Source organism: Micromonospora aridisoli (genome assembly GCF_056150025.1).
In genome coordinates this window covers 425735-444798 of sequence record NZ_JAXCFK010000003.1, presented here as the reverse complement: position 1 = coordinate 444798, position 19064 = coordinate 425735, and the positions used below count along the sequence as shown (strand labels likewise).

At 69.6% G+C, this 19064-nt stretch carries 14 protein-coding genes; 13 read left to right on the top strand and 1 reads right to left on the bottom strand.

Annotation, left to right across the window (positions count from 1 at the left end; all coding sequences use genetic code 11):
* Positions 1-3: 3 nt before the first annotated feature.
* The 7 genes from SM447_RS08970 to SM447_RS08940 all read left to right on the top strand — a co-directional run bounded on the left by SM447_RS08970 (position 4) and on the right by SM447_RS08940 (position 6742).
* The gene (locus tag SM447_RS08970; RefSeq protein ID WP_474572264.1) at positions 4-978 is read left to right on the top strand and encodes a carbohydrate ABC transporter permease; all 975 of its coding nucleotides are present in this window, start codon (positions 4-6) and stop codon (positions 976-978) included.
* Positions 978-1805, top strand: a complete 828-nt coding sequence (locus tag SM447_RS08965; RefSeq protein ID WP_474572263.1) for a carbohydrate ABC transporter permease — start codon at positions 978-980, stop codon at positions 1803-1805. The genes SM447_RS08970 and SM447_RS08965 overlap by 1 nt, the downstream gene beginning before the upstream one ends.
* A 1-nt stretch (position 1806) precedes the next feature.
* Positions 1807-3042, top strand: coding sequence for a mandelate racemase/muconate lactonizing enzyme family protein (locus SM447_RS08960; RefSeq protein ID WP_474572262.1), 1236 nt, complete (start codon positions 1807-1809; stop codon positions 3040-3042).
* A 64-nt stretch (positions 3043-3106) separates the two neighbouring features.
* On the top strand, positions 3107-4132 hold the full coding sequence (locus SM447_RS08955) for a zinc-dependent alcohol dehydrogenase (protein WP_474572261.1): 1026 nt from the start codon (positions 3107-3109) through the stop codon (positions 4130-4132).
* The gene (gene kduD / locus SM447_RS08950) at positions 4129-4890 is read left to right on the top strand and encodes a 2-dehydro-3-deoxy-D-gluconate 5-dehydrogenase KduD (protein ID WP_474572260.1); all 762 of its coding nucleotides are present in this window, start codon (positions 4129-4131) and stop codon (positions 4888-4890) included. The genes SM447_RS08955 and kduD overlap by 4 nt, the downstream gene beginning before the upstream one ends.
* Positions 4887-5762: an amidohydrolase family protein gene (locus tag SM447_RS08945; RefSeq protein ID WP_474572259.1), complete on the top strand. Its 876-nt coding sequence runs from the start codon at positions 4887-4889 to the stop codon at positions 5760-5762. The genes kduD and SM447_RS08945 overlap by 4 nt, the downstream gene beginning before the upstream one ends.
* Positions 5759-6742, top strand: coding sequence for an aldo/keto reductase (locus tag SM447_RS08940; RefSeq protein WP_474572258.1), 984 nt, complete (start codon positions 5759-5761; stop codon positions 6740-6742). Before SM447_RS08945 ends, SM447_RS08940 begins: the two co-directional genes overlap by 4 nt.
* Before the next feature lie 150 nt (positions 6743-6892).
* Here the strand turns inward: SM447_RS08940 and SM447_RS08935 are convergent, their stop codons facing one another.
* Positions 6893-10441 carry a ThuA domain-containing protein gene (locus tag SM447_RS08935; RefSeq protein ID WP_474572257.1) on the bottom strand — a complete coding sequence of 1183 codons (3549 nt, stop codon included), beginning with the start codon at positions 10439-10441 and terminating at the stop codon, positions 6893-6895.
* Positions 10442-10964: 523 nt separating this feature from the next.
* Between SM447_RS08935 and SM447_RS08930 the strand changes: the two genes are divergently transcribed.
* The 6 genes from SM447_RS08930 (at position 10965) to SM447_RS08905 (ending at position 19057) form a co-directional block, all read left to right on the top strand.
* Positions 10965-12479, top strand: coding sequence for a sugar ABC transporter ATP-binding protein (locus SM447_RS08930; protein WP_474572256.1), 1515 nt, complete (start codon positions 10965-10967; stop codon positions 12477-12479).
* Positions 12476-13480 (top strand): ABC transporter permease, encoded by a 1005-nt coding sequence (locus tag SM447_RS08925; RefSeq protein ID WP_474572255.1) that lies wholly within the window; start codon positions 12476-12478, stop codon positions 13478-13480. The genes SM447_RS08930 and SM447_RS08925 overlap by 4 nt, the downstream gene beginning before the upstream one ends.
* A 2-nt stretch (positions 13481-13482) precedes the next feature.
* Positions 13483-14481 (top strand): ABC transporter permease, encoded by a 999-nt coding sequence (locus SM447_RS08920; RefSeq protein ID WP_474572254.1) that lies wholly within the window; start codon positions 13483-13485, stop codon positions 14479-14481.
* A 10-nt stretch (positions 14482-14491) separates the two neighbouring features.
* Entirely contained in the window at positions 14492-15679 is a 1188-nt protein-coding gene (locus tag SM447_RS08915) for a substrate-binding domain-containing protein (RefSeq protein WP_474572253.1), read from the top strand.
* Positions 15680-15685: 6 nt separating this feature from the next.
* The gene (locus SM447_RS08910) at positions 15686-16537 is read left to right on the top strand and encodes a sugar phosphate isomerase/epimerase family protein (RefSeq protein ID WP_474572252.1); all 852 of its coding nucleotides are present in this window, start codon (positions 15686-15688) and stop codon (positions 16535-16537) included.
* Between the two features lie 126 nt (positions 16538-16663).
* Positions 16664-19057 (top strand): RICIN domain-containing protein, encoded by a 2394-nt coding sequence (locus SM447_RS08905; RefSeq protein ID WP_474572251.1) that lies wholly within the window; start codon positions 16664-16666, stop codon positions 19055-19057.
* The last annotated feature ends 7 nt before the right edge of the window (positions 19058-19064 follow it).

Below are 19064 nucleotides of genomic sequence, written 5' to 3'. Positions count from 1 at the left end.
TTCGTGCCGATCGGAAACGCACAGCCGTCGGTCCGTCCGGCTCCGGCCGGACGGACCGACGCGCCCACCGGCGGTGGACCCGCCCGCCCGCGTGGCGTCCGTCGTCGGCGGGCCGGCTCGCGAGCCGAGCGCCTCGCCCCCTACGCACTCGTCGCTCCCGCCGTACTGATCATCGTGGTGCTGCGGCTGTACCCGCTGCTCCTCGGCGTCAACTTCTCCTTCACCGGCGACGGAGCGCGCAACGGTACGGCGGTGGGCGTCGACAACTACCTTGAGCTGTTCGAGGATCCGTTGTTCCGCACCGCGCTGGGCAACGTCGGGCTGCTGGTGCTGCTGCTCCCGGTGGCGGTGGCGATCCCTGGACTGCTCGCGACGTTCATCTATCTCCGGGTGCCCGGACACCGCCTCTACCGCAGCGTGTACTTCTTCCCCGCGGTGCTCTCGCCGGTCATCGTCGGCGCGATCTTCAACCTGCTGCTCGCCTTCGACGGACCCCTCAACGCCGTACTCGGCTGGGCCGGCATCGGGCCGGTGGACTGGCTCGGCAACCCGGACATCGCCATGCTCGTGGTGGTCGGCGTGCACATCTGGGCCACCTTCGGAATGGCCCTGGTGGTGTTCCTCGCCGGGTTCGCCACCCTGGACGCGGCGCTGCTGGACGCGGCCCGGGTGGACGGGGCGTCGCTGCCCCAGGTCATCCGGCACGTGATCGTCCCCGGGCTGTCCCGCACCATCCAGTTCGTCTTCGTCACCACGATGATCGGGATGCTGACCTCGATGTTCGGCCTCCTCTACGTGATGACCAGCGGCGGTCCGGAGGGCTCGACGTACCTGCCGGAGTACTACATCTGGATCCAGCAGGGCCAGATGAACCGCCCGGCCCTGGCGTCGGCCGCGTCGACGATCCTCTTCGTGATCATGCTCGTCGTGGGACTGCTCCAGATCAAACTGCTCAAGCGCGCGGCAAGGGAGGACTGATGTCCCGTCATCGTCCGGGCCGGTGGTTGATCGCCATTCCGATGTCGCTGCTCGCGCTGGCGACGATCTACCCCCTGCTCTTCACCGCCAACGTCGCGATGAAGACCCGGCGCGACTACATCCTCGACCGGTTCTCCCTGACCGATGCCCTGCGCTGGGACAACCTCAGCACGGCGTGGAACAGCGTCGGCATGGACCGCTACTTCGTCAACTCGCTGATCGTGGTGACGTCGTCGGTGCTGCTGTTACTGCTGCTCGGGTCAATGGCCGGCTTCGCCCTGAGCCAACTGCGGTTCCGCGGCTCGTCGGTGCTCTTCCTCGGCTGCCTCGCGGGGCTCTTCGTGCCGTTCCAAGTGATCATGGTGCCGCTGGCCAGGATCATGGCGGACACCGCTCTCATCGACACGTATCCCGGACTGGTCCTCGTCTACGTGGCCCAGTTCCTGCCCTTCACCGTCTTCCTGATGACGAGTTACTACCGGACCATCCCGTCAGAGGTCATCGACGCGGCCAGGATCGACGGCAACAGCGTCTACGGCGTGTACCGCCGGATCATGCTCCCCCTGGGCACCCCGGCCCTGCTGTCGGTCGGCATCCTCAACGCGCTGTTCTGCTGGAACGACGTGCTCATGTCGCTGGTGATGATGCCGTCGGCCGACCACCGCACGCTCATGGTCGGCGTGACCTCGCTGCGCGGGCAGTACTCCGACGACATTCCCACCTTCGCCTCCGGGGTGCTGATCGCCGCGGTACCGGTCCTGATGGTCTACCTCTTCCTCCAGCGCCAGATCGCCGACGGCGTCGCCGCCGGCTCCACGAAGGGCTGACATGCGGATCACCGGATATCGGACGCTCACCACGGTCCAGGAATGGGGGCGCCCCGTCGGCGACGCCAACGGCGTCTTCGCCGACGGGAAGGTCCCCGTGCCGATCGTCGTGGTGGACACCGACGAGGGCCTGTCGGGCGCCGGCATCGGCCCGCACGTCGAGATCGAGCGGATCTTCGAAGCCATCGACGGCGAGGATCCCCGCGCGGTGACCACGCTCTACGACCGGATGCTGCGACACACCTTCAAGGCCGGTCACGCGGGCCCGGTGTTCGGCACCATCGGAGCACTCGACACCGCGCTGTGGGACATCAAGGCGCAGGCGGCCGGCCAGCCGCTGTGGCGGCTGCTGGGCGGACGTGACCGCCGCGTGCCCGCGTACGCCTCCGGCCTGGACATCGCACTGACCGACGATGAACTCGTCGCGTCGTACACCCGGTACGCCGGGCACGGGCTGCGGGCGGCGAAGCTCAAGGGCGGCCTCGACATCGAGCAGGACCGGCACCGGCTGCTCCTGGTGCGGGAGGTTCTGGCCGAGGCCGGTCACGGACTGCGGCCCGGCCTGATGCTCGACGTCAACGAGGCGTGGACCCGCAAGCAGGCCGTGCGGCACGTGTGCGAACTGGAACGCGCCCTCGACCTCATCTGGATCGAGGAGCCGGTCCGGCGCTGGGACGCCGAAGGACTCGCGGCCGTCGGTCGGGGGGTACGCGCCTCCGTCGCCACCGGGGAGAATCTCACCGGTCTCGAACAGTACCGCCCGCTGATCGCCGCCGGGGCGGTCGACGTCGTCCAGACGGCCGCGGTCGGGGGAGTCACCCACTTCCTGCGGGTCGCCGCCCTGGCGCACGCGTACGACCTGCCGGTCAGCCCGATCGGGAACAGCCCTATCGGGCTGCTGCACGCCGCCACCTCGGTACCGAACCATCTGACCAGCGAGTTGCAGGATCTTCGGCCCCCGGTCGGTGTCTCCATCGACCTGCACGTCGAGGATGGCGCCTTCGTCCTCGGCGACTCGCCCGGGCTCGGCCTGCGGGTGGACGAACAGCGGATCCGGGCCGTGGACCGGCAACCGCAGGCACCGACGGTCGACGGCCCGAACGTGCGGCCGGAGCAGGCCGGGCGGCGTCTGCTGGCGGCCACCGACGGCGTCCTCCCCGCCGGTCGCTTCCCGCTGGCCCGGGCAGGTACGCCGACGCACAACAGCAACCAGGTGTCGCCGACGGGATGTCACTGAACACAGCCGACGGTGGTGGCCGGCGAACCCGACCGGCGTACCGGTCCGTCGAGACGGAGGATCGATGAAGGCAGTGGTCTACCGGGGGGCGCGCAACCTCGGAGTCGAGGAGCGTGAGCCGGCGGCACCCGGTCGCGGCGAGGTGGGGATCTCGGTGGCCTACACCGGAATCTGCGGCACCGACCTGCACATCTATCACGGTGACATGGACTCCCGGGTCGGTGCGGCCGCCATCATCGGGCACGAGATGTCGGGGCGGATCGCCGCCCTCGGCGCGGACGTGACGGGGTGGTCCGTCGGCCAGCCGGTCACGGTGCTGCCCACCAGGTGGTGCGGCCGGTGTGCCGCCTGCCGGCGCGGCAACTCGCACATCTGCCACGCCATGGACTTCCTCGGCATCGACTCGCCCGGAGCCATGCAGTCCTGCTGGAACGTGCCGGTCGAGCTGGTCCTGCCGCTGCCGGCGGAACTGCCGCTCGACCAGGGGGCGCTCGTCGAGCCGGTCGCCGTCGCCGTGCACGACGTCCGGCGCGCAGAGGTCACCGCCGACGATCACGTGGTCGTGGTCGGCGGTGGGCCGATCGGCGTGCTCATCGCCGTCGTCGCGCGGAGCCGAGGGGCACGGGTGCTGCTCGTCGAGCCGGATCCGGCTCGACGAGCCGTGGCGGGCGAGATCGGCATCGAGGCCGTGGACCCGACGGCGACCGACGTGCCGAGGCTGGTCGACGGTCGTACCGACGGGGCGGGCGCTGACGTCGCCTTCGAGGTCTCCGGGTCCGCGGCCGGCGTCGCCACCGCGGTCGAGGTACTGACCGCGCGGGGCCGGCTGGTGATGGTGGCGATCCATCCCCGGCCCCGGGAGGTCGACCTGCACCGGTTCTTCTGGCGCGAACTGGAACTGCTCGGCGCGCGCCTCTACCAGCGCGAGGACATGACGGAGGCGATCCGGTTGGTCGCCGGCGGCGCGATCCCGACCCGACAGTTGATCTCCCGGGTCGAGCCGCCCGAGGCGGCGACCGCGGCGTTCACCGCGCTGGAGGGTGGCGGTGTGATGAAGGTGTTGCTGGACTGGCGGGAGGGCGATCGGTGACGAGTCTGTTCGACCTGTCGGGGCGGACCGCCGTGGTGACCGGCGCCCGACGCGGCATCGGCCTGGCCATGGCCGAGGCTCTGGCGGTGGCCGGTGCCGACGTCGTGGGCGTCTCCGCGCATCTGGAGTCGCAGGCGAGCGAGGTGGAACGCCGGGTACGGGCCGCCGGTCGGCGGTTCACCGCGCTGCGCGCCGATCTCGCCGATCGGGCGGCGGTGCGCCGGCTGGCCCGTGACCTGATCGCACTCGGGCCGATCGACATCCTGGTCAACAACGGCGGCACGATCGCCCGCGCCCCGGCCGTGGATCACTCGGACGAGATCTGGGACCATGTGATCGAGGTGAACCTGAACAGCCAGTTCGTGCTCAGCCGGGAGATCGGTCGGACGATGGTCGACCGCGGCCGAGGGAAGATCATCTTCACCGCCTCCCTGCTCAGCTTCCAGGGGGGCATCACGGTCCCCGGGTACGCCGCCTCGAAGTCGGGCGTGGCCGGTCTGACCCGAGCACTGGCGAACGAGTGGGCGGCCCACGGAGTGAATGTGAACGCCATCGCCCCGGGCTACATCGCCACCGACAACACCCGCGCGCTACGCGATGACCCCGATCGTGACCAGGCCATTCTCGCCCGGATCCCGGCCGGCAGGTGGGGCGTCGCCGACGACCTCGGTGGCGCGACGGTGTTTCTCGCGTCGGCCGCCTCCGACTACGTCAACGGGGTCGTGCTGCCCGTCGACGGTGGATGGTTGGGCCGATGACGGCCACGTCGCCCGGACCGGCCGGGATCGTCGACGCCCACCACCATCTCTGGGTGCGGGCGCGGCACCCGCAGCCGTGGATCGACCCGGTGACCATGGCGGCCATCGACGCGGACTTCGAACTCGTCGACCTCGCCCCGCTGGCCCGGGAGACCGGCGTCACCGCCACCGTCGTGGTGCAGTCCATCGCCTCGGCCGCGGAGACGGTGGACCTGTTGCGCATCGCGGCCGAGGATCCGCTGGCCAACGGCGTCGTCGGCTGGGTGGATCTGACGGCCGACGATGTCGCCGGTCGTCTCGACCGCCTGCGCGCGGCGCGTGGTGGACACCGCCTCGTCGGCATCCGCCATCTCGTGCAGAGCGAGACCGACCCGGCGTACCTGGACCGTCCGGACGTCCGCCGCGGCATCGCCGCGATCGGTGCCGCCGGTCTCGTCTTCGACCTGCTGGTCCGCCAACATCAGCTGCCCATGGCCGCGCGGCTGGTGCGCGACCTGCCGGAGGTACGGTTCGTTCTCGACCATCTCGGCAAGCCGGCGCTGGGCACGGCGGAGTTCGACCACTGGAGGCGGGACCTGCGGGCACTGGCCGGCGCCCCCAACGTGGCGGCGAAGGTCTCCGGGCTGACCACCGAGGTGCCCCGGTCGCCCTGGACGGTGCAGGACCTCCGACCCGCCGTCGACCATGCGTTCGACGTCTTCGGGCCGGAGCGGCTGATGTTCGGCTCGGACTGGCCGGTGTGCCTGCTCGCCACGTCGTACCCGCGCTGGATCGAGGCGGTGGCGGAGTTGCTGGGGGATCTCGACGAGACCGAGCGCGCGGCGGTCTGGGCGCGTACCGCGCGGCGCTGGTACCGGCTGGGGGCGGCGTGAGGGCCCGTACGCTGCCCCGCCGTTCGTCGGTCCGCCTCACCGAGCTGGGACTCGGCGCGGCCCAGGGCGGCAACCTGTACCGGTCGACCACCGACGAGGAGTTCGCCAGCGCGGTCGACACCGCCTGGGCGGCGGGCGTGCGGTACTACGACACCGCGCCGCACTACGGCCTGGGGCTGTCCGAGCGACGCCTCGGCGTCGCGCTGCGGCACCGACCACGCGACCAGTACGTGGTGTCGACGAAGGTGGGGCGACTGCTGGTGCCCTCACCACAGGACGCGCACCTGCGGGACCCCGAAGGGTTCGACGTGCCCGCGAGCCATCGCCGGGTGTGGGACTTCAGCCGCGATGGGGTACGCCGCTCGGTCGAGGCCAGCCTCGACCGGACCGGCCTCGACCACCTCGACGTCGTCTACCTGCACGACCCCGACGACCATTGGGAGCAGGCCGCCGGAGAAGCGGTGCCCGCCCTGGTCGAGCTGCGCGACCAGGGCGTCGTCGGCGCGATCGGAGCCGGCATGAACCAGTCGGCGATGCTGGCGCGGTTCGTCGAGGAGACCGACGTGGACGTGGTGATGTGCGCCGGCCGGTACACCCTGCTCGAACAGGGGGCGGCCGGCGATCTGCTGCCGCTCGCGCAGCGTCGAGGGGTGGGGGTGGTGATCGCAGGCGTCTACAACTCGGGACTGCTGGCGCGGGAGCACCCGCCGGCCGACGCGTTCTACAACTATCAGCAGGCGCCGCCGGAACTGATCGACCGGGCGCGGCGGATCGCGCAGCTCTGTGCGTCGTACGGCGTCACCCTGCCGCAGGCGGCACTCGCCTTCGTCCGCCGGCATCCGGCCGTGGTCTCGACGGTGGTCGGGGTCCGAAACCGCGCCCAGATGACGGAGACCGTACGCCGCTCGGCCGCGGTCGTCCCCGACGAACTCTGGGAGTCGCTGGTCACCGCCGGACTGCTCGCCCCGCCGGAAGGGTAGGTGGCGTTTCAGCGGCCCTGACCGTCTCGTCGGGACGCCGCCCGGGTGCCACCCGCTCCGCGCCGTACGGTCCCGGTCGGGACCGGCTCCGTTGGCACGGAGGCCGGTCCCGACCGGAGGCGTCACCGACGAGCCGGACGGGTGCGATCGTCAGGCCAGGGTGAACCGCCACTGCTGGTTGGTGCCGTTGTGGCAGGTCCACTGCACCAGGCGCGCCCCGTCGCTGGTGGCGGCGCTGTTGACATCGAGACAGAGACCGCTCAGCACGCTCTTCACCGTGTAGACCCCGCTCGTCCCGGTGGACGTGGCGGTGAACTTCTGCTGATTGCTGTTGTTGCAGGTGGCCTGCTGGAGGAAGGCGCCGGCGCTGGTGGAACCGCCGGTGATCTCCGCACACTTACCACTGTGGACGGCCCGGAGGTAGACGGCGCCGCCACCGGCGTCGACCGCCTGCCACTTCTGGTTGTTGCCACCGGTGGCCGCCCACTGGTGGATCTGGGCGCCGTCGGCGGTCGAGACCCCGTTGACGTCCATCAGCTTGCCGCTGTGCTGCGCGGTGAGCGTCCACGTCCGGCCGGCTATGCCGCCGGTGTCGCCGCCGACGCCCACGCCGGCACCGCCGAAGGTGTACGAGTCGAGGTCGAACCAGTTGTTGGCGGTGCCCTTGAATACCAGGTAGAGGGTGTGGGTGCCGGCGAGGGCGGTGACGTTCACCGGCGGTGTGGACTGGTAGTTGTCCCAGCCGCCGGTGCTCGGCACCGGCGTGGTGGCCAGCAGGGTGCCGGTCGGTGAGCCGGCCCGCAGCTCGATGGATCCGCCGCCGGAGGGCGACGACAGCCGGTAGCTCACGGTGTTGATGCCGGAGAGGCTCATCGGGGTGAACGCCAACCAGTCGTTGTTGGAGATGTCTCCGACGCGTTTGCCGCTCTGCGCGCCGGCCTGGTCGATGACCCGGGTGCCGGACTGGCTGCTGTAGTACTCGGCCTGCTTGTGCTTGGGCTGGAGGATCACCTGCGCGCGGCCGGTGAGCGGGGCCGCGCCGCCGGCTCCACCGTTGTCGGTGTAGCGGGCGTTGAGCACGTAGAACAGGTTGGCCCCGTCCGGGTGCCCGCCGAGCAGATCGGTGGGGATGGTTCCCGAACAGCCGGCGTAGTCCGTGGTTTCGTGCGCGTGGTCGTCGTGCCCGAGCGCGGGATTGAGGAAGACCCTGGTGCAGTCGATCGGAGCGCCGCCGGGGTCGGAGACGTTGATCTGGTAGGAGACCCGGTCGCCGAAGGTGAGCATGCCGCCGTTGGGTGGGACGGTGATGGTGACCACCGGAGCGGTGTTTCCGACGGTGATCTGCACGTTGGCGAAGGCGGTCTTGCCGGTGCTGTCGGTGACCCTCAACTGGGCGGTGTAGTTGCCGTTGCTGGTGTAGACCTTCGACGGGTTGGCGGCCGTCGAGGTGGTGCCGTCGCCGAAGGTCCACTGGTAGCTGATCGTGTCGCCCGGGTCGGGGTCCATCGATCCGGCGCTGGAGAACTGCACGGTCAGCGGCGCGTTTCCGCTGGTGGGTGTGCCGGTGGCCCGGGCGATGGGTGACCTGCCCCCTTGGACGTAGTCGATCCGGTAGAGACCAGAGTCGCTGTTGCCGCCACCGAAGTTGGTGCCCCACTCCAGCAGGTAGAGCGATCCGTCCGGGCCGAATTCGAGGTCCATGGGCTTGTTGAACCTGGTGCTGGGCAGGAAGGGGTTGGTACGGGTCACCGCCGTGGCCGAGTCGAAGTGCACCTCCTTGAGGTAGCTGCGCGACCACTCGTAGAAGAAGTGCACCCCGTCGTAGTACGGCGGGAACTTCGTCGCGGACGGGTTGGCGGCGTTGTAGCGGTACACCGGCCCGCCCATCGGCCCGGAGCCGCCGGAGCCCAGTTCGGGGAAGTTGGGCGAGTTGCCGTAGCCGTACCACAGGTTGGGCGCGACCACGGGGCGCAGGCTGGTCAGCCCGGTGTTGTTGGGCGAGTTGTTGACCGGTGCGGCGCAGTTGAACTTGGCGCCGACCACGCCGGTGTCCGGGTTGTACGGCGCGTAGGGCTGGTTGTCCCCGTGGCAGAACGGCCAGCCGTAGTTGCCCGGTGCCTTGATGACGTTGAGTTCGACGAGACCCTCGGGACCCCGGTTGGTCGTCGGCGGGTTCCGGTCGGGCCCGTAGTCGGCCAGGTAGACCCAGCCGTTGGCCGGGTCGATGGAGAAGCGGAACGGGTTGCGGAAGCCCATCGCGTAGATTTCCGGCCGGGTCTGCGCCGTCCCCTGCGGGTAGAGGTTGCCCGTCGGGATGGTGTAGCCGCCGCCGGCGGAGGGCCGGATGCGCAGCAGCTTGCCGCGCAGGTCGTTGGTGTTGCCGGCGGTACGGGCCGCGTCCAGCATGTGCTTGCCGGGCCGCCAGTCCAACGGGGCGTAGCCCTGCCAGTTGGGGTCGAGATTCGGTGCGACGTCGTCACCGGTGCCGATGTAGAGGTTGCCGTCCGGACCGAATTCGAGGTAGCCGCCGGTGTGGCCGGGTTCCGGGTACGTCCGGTCGCGGTACGCCGGGATGTCGATGACGGTGACCTGGCTGGACATGTTCAACGTGTCGCCGGTCAGCGTGAAGCGGGAGACCCGGTTGATGTCGGTGGAGCTGCTGGCCGGCGAATGGTACAGGTAGACGTATCCGTTGCTGGCGAAGTTCGGGTCCAGCGCCAGTCCGGTCAGGCCGTCCTCGCCGCCGGTGTAGACGCTGAGCGTGCCGGCGGTGACCGTGCTGTTGGTGCTCGGCTTGAAGATCTTGACCTGACCGCCCCGCTGGACGTAGAGCACGCGGCCGTCCGGCGCCACGGCGAGCGCCATCGGGTCGACGGTGTTGGTGTCGAGGGCGCGCTTGTCGAAGTTGCCCCAGACGGTGCCGCCGCAGTCGCCGGGCTGGTTGCCCGCCGCCCACTTCACGCCGCCGAGGACGTGGTTGCGGAAGTGGGTCTCGCTGTAGGAGGCCGCCGCGTGGCCCATGGCCGTGGCCCAGACCCGACCGCCGCCGGTGTTCCGGCACCAGGAGATCGGGTGGTCCGGGCCCATCGCCCGGGGGCCGGGGTTGTACGTGCGCTCGTCGGCGGTCACCAGCACGTGCACCTCACCGCGCGGGTTCTTGTCGAAGTTGTACCACTCCTCGCTGCGGTTCCAGCGGTCCGGCAGGCTCGCCGTCGACGGATGCTTCTTGTCGGCGACGATGGCGGTGCCGGGCAGGACGCCGGGGGAGTGCTCCGGCATGTGTGCGCCGGCGTTGATGGTCTGGTCCCACCACGGGTATTCGGCCTCGATCCCCATGTCGGTGGCGTTGTGGATGGCCACGATGCCCTTGCCGCTGGCGAGGAAGCCCTCGACCGCCTGGCGCTGTGCGGCCGAGGTCCACACCATGCCGGACGTCTGGAACATGATCAGAACGTCGAAGGTGGCGAGGTTCGCGGGGGTGAAGACGGCCGAGTCCTCACTGTGCACCAGTTCGAAGTTGTCGGCCGCGGCCTGCTGCTGGAACATCGAGACCCCGGCGGGGATCGAGTCGTGCCGATATCCGGTGGTCTTGGTGAACAGCAGGGCCCGGAAGGCCGGAGCCGCTGCTGCCGGCTGCACCAGCGCGAGCGCCAGTAACAGACCTGTGATCAGTCCGATGATGGGTGTCTTGCGACGCATGCCGTCTCCTCGTCGGGGCGGAGCAACAGGGGGTGCGACCACGGACCGGTCACCTCCCCGCGGCACGTCGAGTGGTGCCCGGCTGGCGCGACGGACGTACGTGCGCGGTCGCTCGTCGCGTGGACCGTCGTACCGGTGTGGCTCCGCTCGGAGGTAACGCAGAGTCACATAGGGGTGGGTTCAGATCCCGTGGTGGCAAGGAGCCGAGAGAGTGCTGATATGGACATATCAAAATGTTAACGACAACATCGACGGGATCATCATCGGCGCATGCGATCCCGGTGAACCTCGGCCCGGCGTCGTTGCCGGCCGTCAGTCCGGTCGAAAACCCGGGAAGATCGGGGATTGCGCACCTATCCCCGAGCATCTATCTTCATACGTGTGATGTTTCGGTCGTGTCAAGCGAAAGTTTGAGCACGAGAACAGGAAGCATCGCTTCCGGTAACGAAAGCCCGGTGTCGGGTCGGTCGTAAGTGGATTCCGAGGTTCCGTTGTTGATTACTCTTCGTAAGGATCTTTGACGATGTCGGAACGACGGCCGGTGTCGCCGTTGCTCGCCCTGCGGGGCATCAGCAAATCCTTTCTCGGGGTGCGCGTCCTCGACGATGTCGACCTCGACGTCGCCCCGGGCGAGGTGCACGCCGTCGTCGGTGAGAACGGTGCCGGAAAGTCGACCCTCATGAAGATCGTCTCGGGCGGGTACGCCCCGGACGGCGGCACGGTCGAGTTCGCCGGGCAACCACGCGTGTTCGGCGGCCCCCGTGACGCCCAGCGCGTCGGCATCGGGATCATCCACCAGGAGTTCAACCTCTTGCCGGAGCGCACCGTCGCGGAGAACGTGTACCTGGGCCACGAGCCGAAGCGGCGCGGCCTGGTCGACCGAGGGCAGATGCTCAGCCGTACCAGGGAGTTGCTGGCCTCCATCGGGGAGACGGCACTGCCCGCGGACGCCCTGGTGGGCCGCCTCGGGGTCGCCCAGCAGCAGGTGGTGGAGATCGCCAAGGCGCTCGCCCTCGACGCGCGACTGCTCATCATGGATGAGCCCACCGCCGCGCTGGCCGACCACGAGGTCGAACTCCTCTACGGCCTGGTGCGGCGGCTTCAGCAGCAGGGCATCGGCCTGCTGTACGTCTCGCACCGGCTGACCGAGGTCTTCGATCTGTCCGACCGGATCACGGTTCTCAAGGACGGGCGTCGGGTGCGGACGATGCGCACCGCCGACGCCACGGCGGAGGAACTGGTACGACACATGGTCGGTCGCGAGCTGTCCAGCTACTACCCGGACCGGGCCGGCCCGGGGGACGTGGGTGCGGTCCGACTCGCCGTCCGGGGTGGCGGGAACCGGAAGCTGCGCGACATCGACCTGGAGTTGCGCGCGGGGGAGGTGCTCGGCGTCGGCGGCCTCCAGGGCTCCGGACGGTCCGCACTGGCCCGCGCGCTGTTCGGGGTGGAGCCGTTCACCACCGGGACGGTCACGCTCGACGGCACGCCCGTCCGGTTGCGCTCCCCACGCGCGGCGATGCGGGCCGGCATCGCGTACGTCACCGAGGACCGCAAGGGTGAGGGCATCGTCGCCCGACAGTCGGTGCTCGACAACGCCCTGCTCGCGAGCCGGGCGGTCGTCCCGGCCCGCTCGGGTCGCACCGCCCGTACGGTGCGCGTGCGTGAGCTGCTCGCCGCCGTCGAGGTGCGGGCCGCCGGTGACGACCAGGAGATCCGCTTCCTGTCCGGTGGCAACCAGCAGAAGGTGGTGCTGGCCAGATGGCTCGCGCTCGACCCGCTGATCCTGCTCTTCGACGAGCCCACCCGTGGCATCGACGTGGGCGCGAAGTCGGCGATCCACGATCTCGTCCGCCGTCTGGCCCGCCAGGGTGCGGCCGTGCTGATGATCTCGTCCGAGCTGCCGGAACTGCTCGGCATGAGTGACCGGACGCTCGTCATGCGTGACGGCCGCATCGCGGGGGAGCTGCCCGCCGGCGCCGCCGAGGAGGACGTCCTCGCCCTCGCGGTCGGGACGGTACGGGAGACGGCGGCATGAGCGAGCGAACCAGTGGGTTCAGCCCGATGAGTGTTCTGTCGTCGCGCCCGGCCCGACGGCCCGTGCCGGGTGTGTTCGTGGCGCTGGCCCTCACGCTGCTGGTCGGTTGGTTGGTCGTCATGATCGACGGCGGCCAGTTGTTCAACCAGTCGACGACGGTGAGCCTGCTGCACGTCGCCGCCGGGCTCGGGCTCGTCGCCGTCGGCCAGACCCTGGTCATCCTCGGTGGTTCGCTCGACCTCTCGGTGGCGTACGTGGTGAGCCTGAGCACCCTCGTCGCGGCCGAGACGATGAACGGCCGCGACGGATCGCTGCTGCCCGCGGTCGGCCTGGCGCTCATCGTCAGTGCCGGTGTCGGGCTGCTCAACGGGTTGCTCGTCACCCGGCTGGGCATCAACGCCTTCATCGCCACCCTCGGTGTCGGCCTGCTGCTCAAGGGGTACCTCGACAACGGCTACGACGGTCCGGCCGGCAGCACCTCGCCCGCGCTCGTGCAGACCCTCGGCTACCAGCGCGTCGGTCCCGTCCCACTGTCCTTTCTGCTGTTCGTGGCCGTGACCGCGGCGTGCTGGTTCGCGCTCACGCGGACCCGGTTCGGTCATCACCTGGTCGCCGTCGGCGGTGATCCTGAGGTGGCCAGGCTCTCCGGTGTCCGCAACGGTCGGGTCCTGGTCGTCGCCCACGTGCTCTGCTCGCTCTGCGCCGGGCTCGCCGGGATCTATCTGGCCAGTCGGCTCGGCTCGGGCGCCCCCCGGGTGGGCACCGAAGGGCTCTACGACCTGGAGTCGATCGCCGCCGTGGTCATCGGTGGCACCGCCCTGGCCGGCGGCCGTGGCGGCGTGATCGGCACCCTCGGTGGTGTCCTCCTGCTCGCCAGCATCGACGCGATCTTCAACCAGCTCGAGGTGGACGCCTTCTTCAAGCAGGTGATCCGGGGGGTCGTCATCATCGCCGCCGTGGCGGTCTACGCCCGCCGGACCATGCGGAAGGCGGTCGCCTGACCATGCCGCTCCTCCAGCGCCGTCCGCTGCCGGCACAGCCTGTCCGGCCACGGCCTGTCCGGCTACGCCCCGGTGGCCTCCTGCCCCTGCTCGCGATACTCGCGGTGCTGCTGGTGCTGGTCACCGTCCGACAGCCCGACTTCCTCGCCCCGGCGTCCCTGATGTCGTTCCTCGGCCGCTCGGCGCCACTCATCCTGCTCGCCGCCGGCCAGTACTTCGTGATCGTCTCCGGCGAGTTCGACCTGTCCGTCGGCTCGCTGGTCACCGCGCAGGTCGTGGTCGCCGCGCGGCTCATCGACAGCGATCCGTCGCGGACCTGGCCGGTGGTGCTGGTGCTGCTCGCCGGCGGTGTGCTGGTCGGGCTGGTGAACGGGCTGATCACGACACGACTGCGGGTGCCCTCGTTCATCACCACCCTCGGCATGTTCCTGATCCTGGTGGGGGCGGTCTACCTGTGGTCCAACGGCGCGCCGAAGGGTGGGCTCTCCGAGGAGTTCCGCCGGTTCGGCCGGCGTGCGTTCGAGGACGTGCCGGTGCTCGGCCGCCTCTCGTACGCCCTGGTGATCCTGCTGATCCTCGCGACGCTCGCCGTGCTGTTGATGCGGTCCGACTTCGGCCGGGTCCTGGTCGCGGTCGGGGACAACCCGCGTACGGCCGAGCTGAGCGGCGCCCGGGTGCGCCGTACCCGGACCATCGCCTTCATGCTCAGCGGCCTCGCCGCCGCGATCGCGGCCATCCTGATCGGCGGCTACAGCGGCGTCTCCTTCCAGGCCGGCGCCGGCCTGGAGTTCGGGGCCATCACCGCGGTCGTTCTCGGCGGTGTCGCCCTGGGCGGCGGGCGTGGCTCCGTCGTCGGCGCGATGCTCGGCGCGCTGACCCTCGAACTGCTCTTCACGCTCATGAACTTCTACGGCGTCTCCGGCGCCCTCAGACCGACCGTCCAGGGCGCCATCATCCTGTTCGCCGTGGCGGTCTCGACCCGGCGTTCCACGTCGAGATAAGGGGATACTGATGAAACGAAGCATGGCGGCACTGACCGCACTCACCCTGCTGGCGCTCGTCGGCTGTGCCACCGACGAACCCGCGGCCACGCCCTCGGACGCCTCCTCCGCGCCGCCCGCCGGAGCCGGCACCGGCGAGCAGTCGAAGTTCTTCGTCCAGGCCGACTACGACACGGAACTCGCGCTGCTCGACGCCGCACCGACCGGACCGGCCGACAAGCCGTGGGAACAGGTGCTCAACCCGACGATGGTGGACACCGCCACGTTCAAGAAGGACGGTCCCTACAAGATCTGCTTCTCGAACGCGGCGCTGAACAACCCGTGGCGACAGGTCGGCTTCAAGACCATGCAGGCCGAGGTCGAGGCACAGGGGAACCGGATCAAGGAGTTCGTCCACGTCGACGCCGAAGGCAAGGACCAGAAGCAGATCGCCGACATCAACGACCTGCTCGGCAAGAGCTGTGACGCACTCATCGTCTCGCCGAACACCACCGCCACGCTCACCCCGGCCGTGGAGGCGGCCTGCAAGGCCGGCCTGCCGGTCATCGTCTTCGACCGCGGCGTCGACACCGACTGCCCGGTGACGTTCATCAACCCGATCGGCGGGTACGGGTTCGGTCACGTCGGCGCCGAGTTCGTCAGCCAGCGGATGAAGCCCGGCGGCAAGGTCCTCGCCCTGCGCATCCTGCCCGGCGTCGACGTGCTGGAGACCCGGTGGTCGGCCGCGAAGGTCGCGTTCGACAAGGCGCAGGTCGACGTCGTCGGGGTCGAGTTCACCGATGGCGACCCGGCCAAGACCAAGAAGATCGTCAACGACTACATCCAGCGGCACGGCACCATCGACGGCGTCTGGATGGACGCCGGCGCGGTCGCCGTCGCGGCGGTCGAGGCGTTCCAGGACGCCGGCCAGCCGGTGCCGCCGATCAACGGTGAGGACCAGCTCGACTTCCTCAAGATGTGGAAGGACGAGGGGCTGACCGCGATCGCGCCGACGTACCCGACCTACCAGTGGCGTACGCCGATCATCGCGGCCTTGCGGATCCTCGACGGCCAGCAGGTGTCCGACCCGTGGAAGCTGCCCCAGCCGACGATCACCCAGGAGAACCTGGACAGCTACCTCGACGCGGACATGCCGCCCCTGCACTACGCGATGTGCGGGTGCACCGACCTGCCGGGCTACCCGCAGCGCTGGAGGTAGGGTCCGGTGCGTGCCGTCGGTGTCAATCCCTGGGTCTGGGCCTCGCCGGTCGACGACGCGGCCCTGACCGCGCTGATCCCGCGGATCGCGTTGCTCGGCTTCGACGCGGTCGAACTGCCGATCGAGCAGCCGGGTGACTGGGATCCGTACCGGGTCCGGGACCTGCTGGCCGTACACGGGTTGGCCGCGGCCGGCGTCTGTGCGGTCACCCCGCCCGGGCGGGAACTCGTCGATGCCGCCCCCGCCGTGGTCGAGGAGACGGTGGCGTACCTGGACAACTGCGTGGAGAGCGCGGCGATCATCGGCGCGCCCTGCGTCGGCGGTCCGGTCTACGCGTCGGTGGGCCGGACCTGGCGGATGACGCCGGCCGAGCGCGCCGCCTGTTACGCGGACTTCCGTCGGGCGCTGGTGCCGCTCGCCGACCGGGCCGGCGAGCGGGGCGTGTCGATCGGTGTGGAGGCGCTCAACCGCTACGAGACGAGCGTGGTCAACACGCTCGAACAGGCCGTGGAGATGATCGACGGCCTGCCGTCGAACGTCGGCATCATGATCGACACGTACCACATGAACATCGAGGAGGCGAACCCGTACGCCGCCCTCGCGGTGGCCGGTCCACACATCAAGCACGTGCAGGTCAGCGGCACCAACCGGGGAGCGCCCGGGGCGGATCACCTGGACTGGCCCCGGTTCCTCGCCGCGCTGGCGGCGACCGGCTACTGGGGTGCGATCTGCATCGAGTCGTTCACCCCGGACAACGAGACGATCGCGACCGCCGCCTCCATCTGGCGTCCGCTCGCACCGTCACCGGACCGGCTCGCACGGGACGGGTTGACCTACCTCCGGAGCATCCTCGGCTGAGCTGCGCCGGGTTCACGGCGGTCCACCGGCCGGCCGACGAACTCGGTCGATCCTTGCGCAGACATCATTCGTATGATGAGCTTCGGTCCACATCGCACCACACCAGCCCCAGGTAAGGAGACCCCCGTGTCCGTACCTCCACCCCCCGCCGCACCCAGACGGGTGCTGGCCGTGGCCGCGGCGGTGGCACTGACCGCCGCGGCCACGGTGGCCGCCGTGGCGACGACCGCCGCCCCCGCTCTCGCCGCGACCACCACGCTCCACGCCTCCCCGTCCGGTGGCGGCAGTGCCTGCACCGCCGCTCAGCCCTGCTCGTTGGCCGGTGCGCAGTCCGCTGTGCGCTCGATGAACAGCTCGATGTCCGGCGACATCGTCGTGCAACTGGCCGACGGCGTGTACCGGCTCTCGTCACCCCTGCGGTTCGCCGCTGCCGACTCCGGCACGAACGGCTACCGGGTGATCTGGCAGGCGGCACCGTCGGCCCGTCCCGTGATCAGCGGCGCGCGGGCGGTCACCGGTTGGTCGCTTGTGGACGCCGGACGCAACATCTGGCGCGCCAACGTCGGCGCCGGGACCGACACCCGACAGCTATACGTCAACGGAGCGCTCGCCACCCGGGCCCGCACCCAGGTCAACCGGGCGGACTTCACCGCGGACAGCACCGGCATGAGATTCACCAGCGGCGCGTTGACCTACCTCAACAACCTGGCCAACCAGAGTCGCATCCAGATGGAGAGCGTCAACTCGTTCACCGACCGGTACGTGTCGGTGCAGAGCATCAGCGGCAACCTGATCCGGATGCAGCAGCCGGGCTGGAGCAACAACAACTTCGGGTACGACACCTTCACCAGCCCGCACCGGCCCGGACCGCTCTACCTGACCAACGCCTACGAGTTCCTGGACGCGCCGGGGGAGTGGTACCTCGACCCGGGCACCGGCGCACTGTCCTACATTCCGCTCGCCGGCCAGAACATGAACAGCGTCAGCGTGGAACTGCCCACGCAACAGTCGCTGGTCAACCTCGGCGGGACCTACGCCGCACCGGCGCACCACATCGCGTTCACCGGGATCACCTTCACCGGGACGACCTGGCTGGGAGCCAGCAGCAACCAGGGCTACGTGGACCAGCAGACCGGCGCGTACATCCACGGCAACTGGAACTGGCCGAGCTTCTCCTCCTGCCACAACGGCTGTCCGCAGTTCGAGGCCACGCGCCCGAACTGGCAGCAGATGCCCGCCGCCGTGCAGATCTCGGCCGCCAACAACATCACCTTCAGCGATTCCCAGTTCGTCAACCTGGGTCAGACGGCCATCGGGATCGGCAACGACGCCAACGCCCACGCCAGCGGCGTCGGTCTCGGCGCCAGCAACATCACCATCACCCGCTCGCAGATCGCCCGCAACGCGGCCGGCGGCATCGTGGTCGGTGGCGTACGCGCCGACGCCCACCACCCGAGTGACCAGCGCATGGTGAACCGGGACATCACCATCAGCAACAACCGCCTGCACGACCTGGGGATCGAGTACCGGGGCATCGTCTCGGTGCTCACCACCTACGTCACCAACGCCACCATCTCGTACAACGAGGTCTACAACATGCCGTACACCGGCATGTCCATCGGATACGGCTGGGGTTCCAACGACGCCGGTGGCAGCGAGCACTACGCCGGCCGTGGCCTGTACAACTACCAGCCGCGCTACACCACGGCCACCACCGCATCCAACAACCGGCTGATCGGCAACTACGTGCACGACGTGATGCAGCAGATGAACGACGGCGGCTGCATCTACACGCTGTCGGCCAACCCGGGCGCGTTGATCGCCGACAACTACTGCCTGCGGACCAACGGCCACTTCGGGCTCTACTTCGACGAGGGCTCGCGCTGGTTCACCGCCCGCAACAACGTGTTCTCGTCGACCGGCACGTGGGCCACCGCGAACTACTGGTACGCCGAGAACATGGGCAACTTCACCGTCACCAACAACTGGTCGACCAACGGCAGCACCAACGTGACCAACGGCGACCGGGGCAACGTCGTGTCCGGCAACGTGACGGTGACCAACGGCAACTGGCCCTCGGGCGCACAGGCCGTGATGGCCGCCGCCGGCCCGCAGAGCGGCAGCGGCCAGCAGAACGTCCAGATCGTCGGCGCGCAGTCCGGCCGGTGCGTGGACGTCGACGGTGCGAGCACGGCCAACGGCGCCCAGGTGAAGCTCTGGGACTGTCACGGTGGGACGAACCAGCGCTGGACCTACACCGCCGGCAGGCAACTGACGGTGTACGGCAACAAGTGCCTCGACGCCTCCGGCCAGGGCACCAGTAACGGCACCCTGGCGATCATCTGGGACTGCAACGGCCAGACCAACCAGCAGTGGAACGTGAACCCCAACGGCACCATCACGGGCGCTCAGTCCGGGCTGTGCCTCGACGCCAGTGGGTACGGCACCACCAACGGCACCGTGATCCACCTCTGGGCCTGCCACGGCGGCACCAACCAGCAGTGGAGCCTGCGCAACTGACAGCCTC

What these genes read in the sequence shown, in the direction of transcription:
- SM447_RS08965 (WP_474572263.1), top strand. Translation starts at nt 978, where the DNA reads ATGTCCCGTCATCGTCCGGGCCGGTGGTTGATCGCCATTCCGATGTCG.
- SM447_RS08960 (WP_474572262.1), top strand. Translation starts at nt 1,807, where the DNA reads ATGCGGATCACCGGATATCGGACGCTCACCACGGTCCAGGAATGGGGG.
- SM447_RS08955 (WP_474572261.1), top strand. Translation starts at nt 3,107, where the DNA reads ATGAAGGCAGTGGTCTACCGGGGGGCGCGCAACCTCGGAGTCGAGGAG.
- SM447_RS08945 (WP_474572259.1), top strand. Translation starts at nt 4,887, where the DNA reads ATGACGGCCACGTCGCCCGGACCGGCCGGGATCGTCGACGCCCACCAC.
- SM447_RS08935 (WP_474572257.1), bottom strand. Translation starts at nt 10,441, where the DNA reads ATGCGTCGCAAGACACCCATCATCGGACTGATCACAGGTCTGTTACTG.
- SM447_RS08930 (WP_474572256.1), top strand. Translation starts at nt 10,965, where the DNA reads ATGTCGGAACGACGGCCGGTGTCGCCGTTGCTCGCCCTGCGGGGCATC.
- SM447_RS08925 (WP_474572255.1), top strand. Translation starts at nt 12,476, where the DNA reads ATGAGCGAGCGAACCAGTGGGTTCAGCCCGATGAGTGTTCTGTCGTCG.
- SM447_RS08920 (WP_474572254.1), top strand. Translation starts at nt 13,483, where the DNA reads ATGCCGCTCCTCCAGCGCCGTCCGCTGCCGGCACAGCCTGTCCGGCCA.
- SM447_RS08915 (WP_474572253.1), top strand. Translation starts at nt 14,492, where the DNA reads ATGAAACGAAGCATGGCGGCACTGACCGCACTCACCCTGCTGGCGCTC.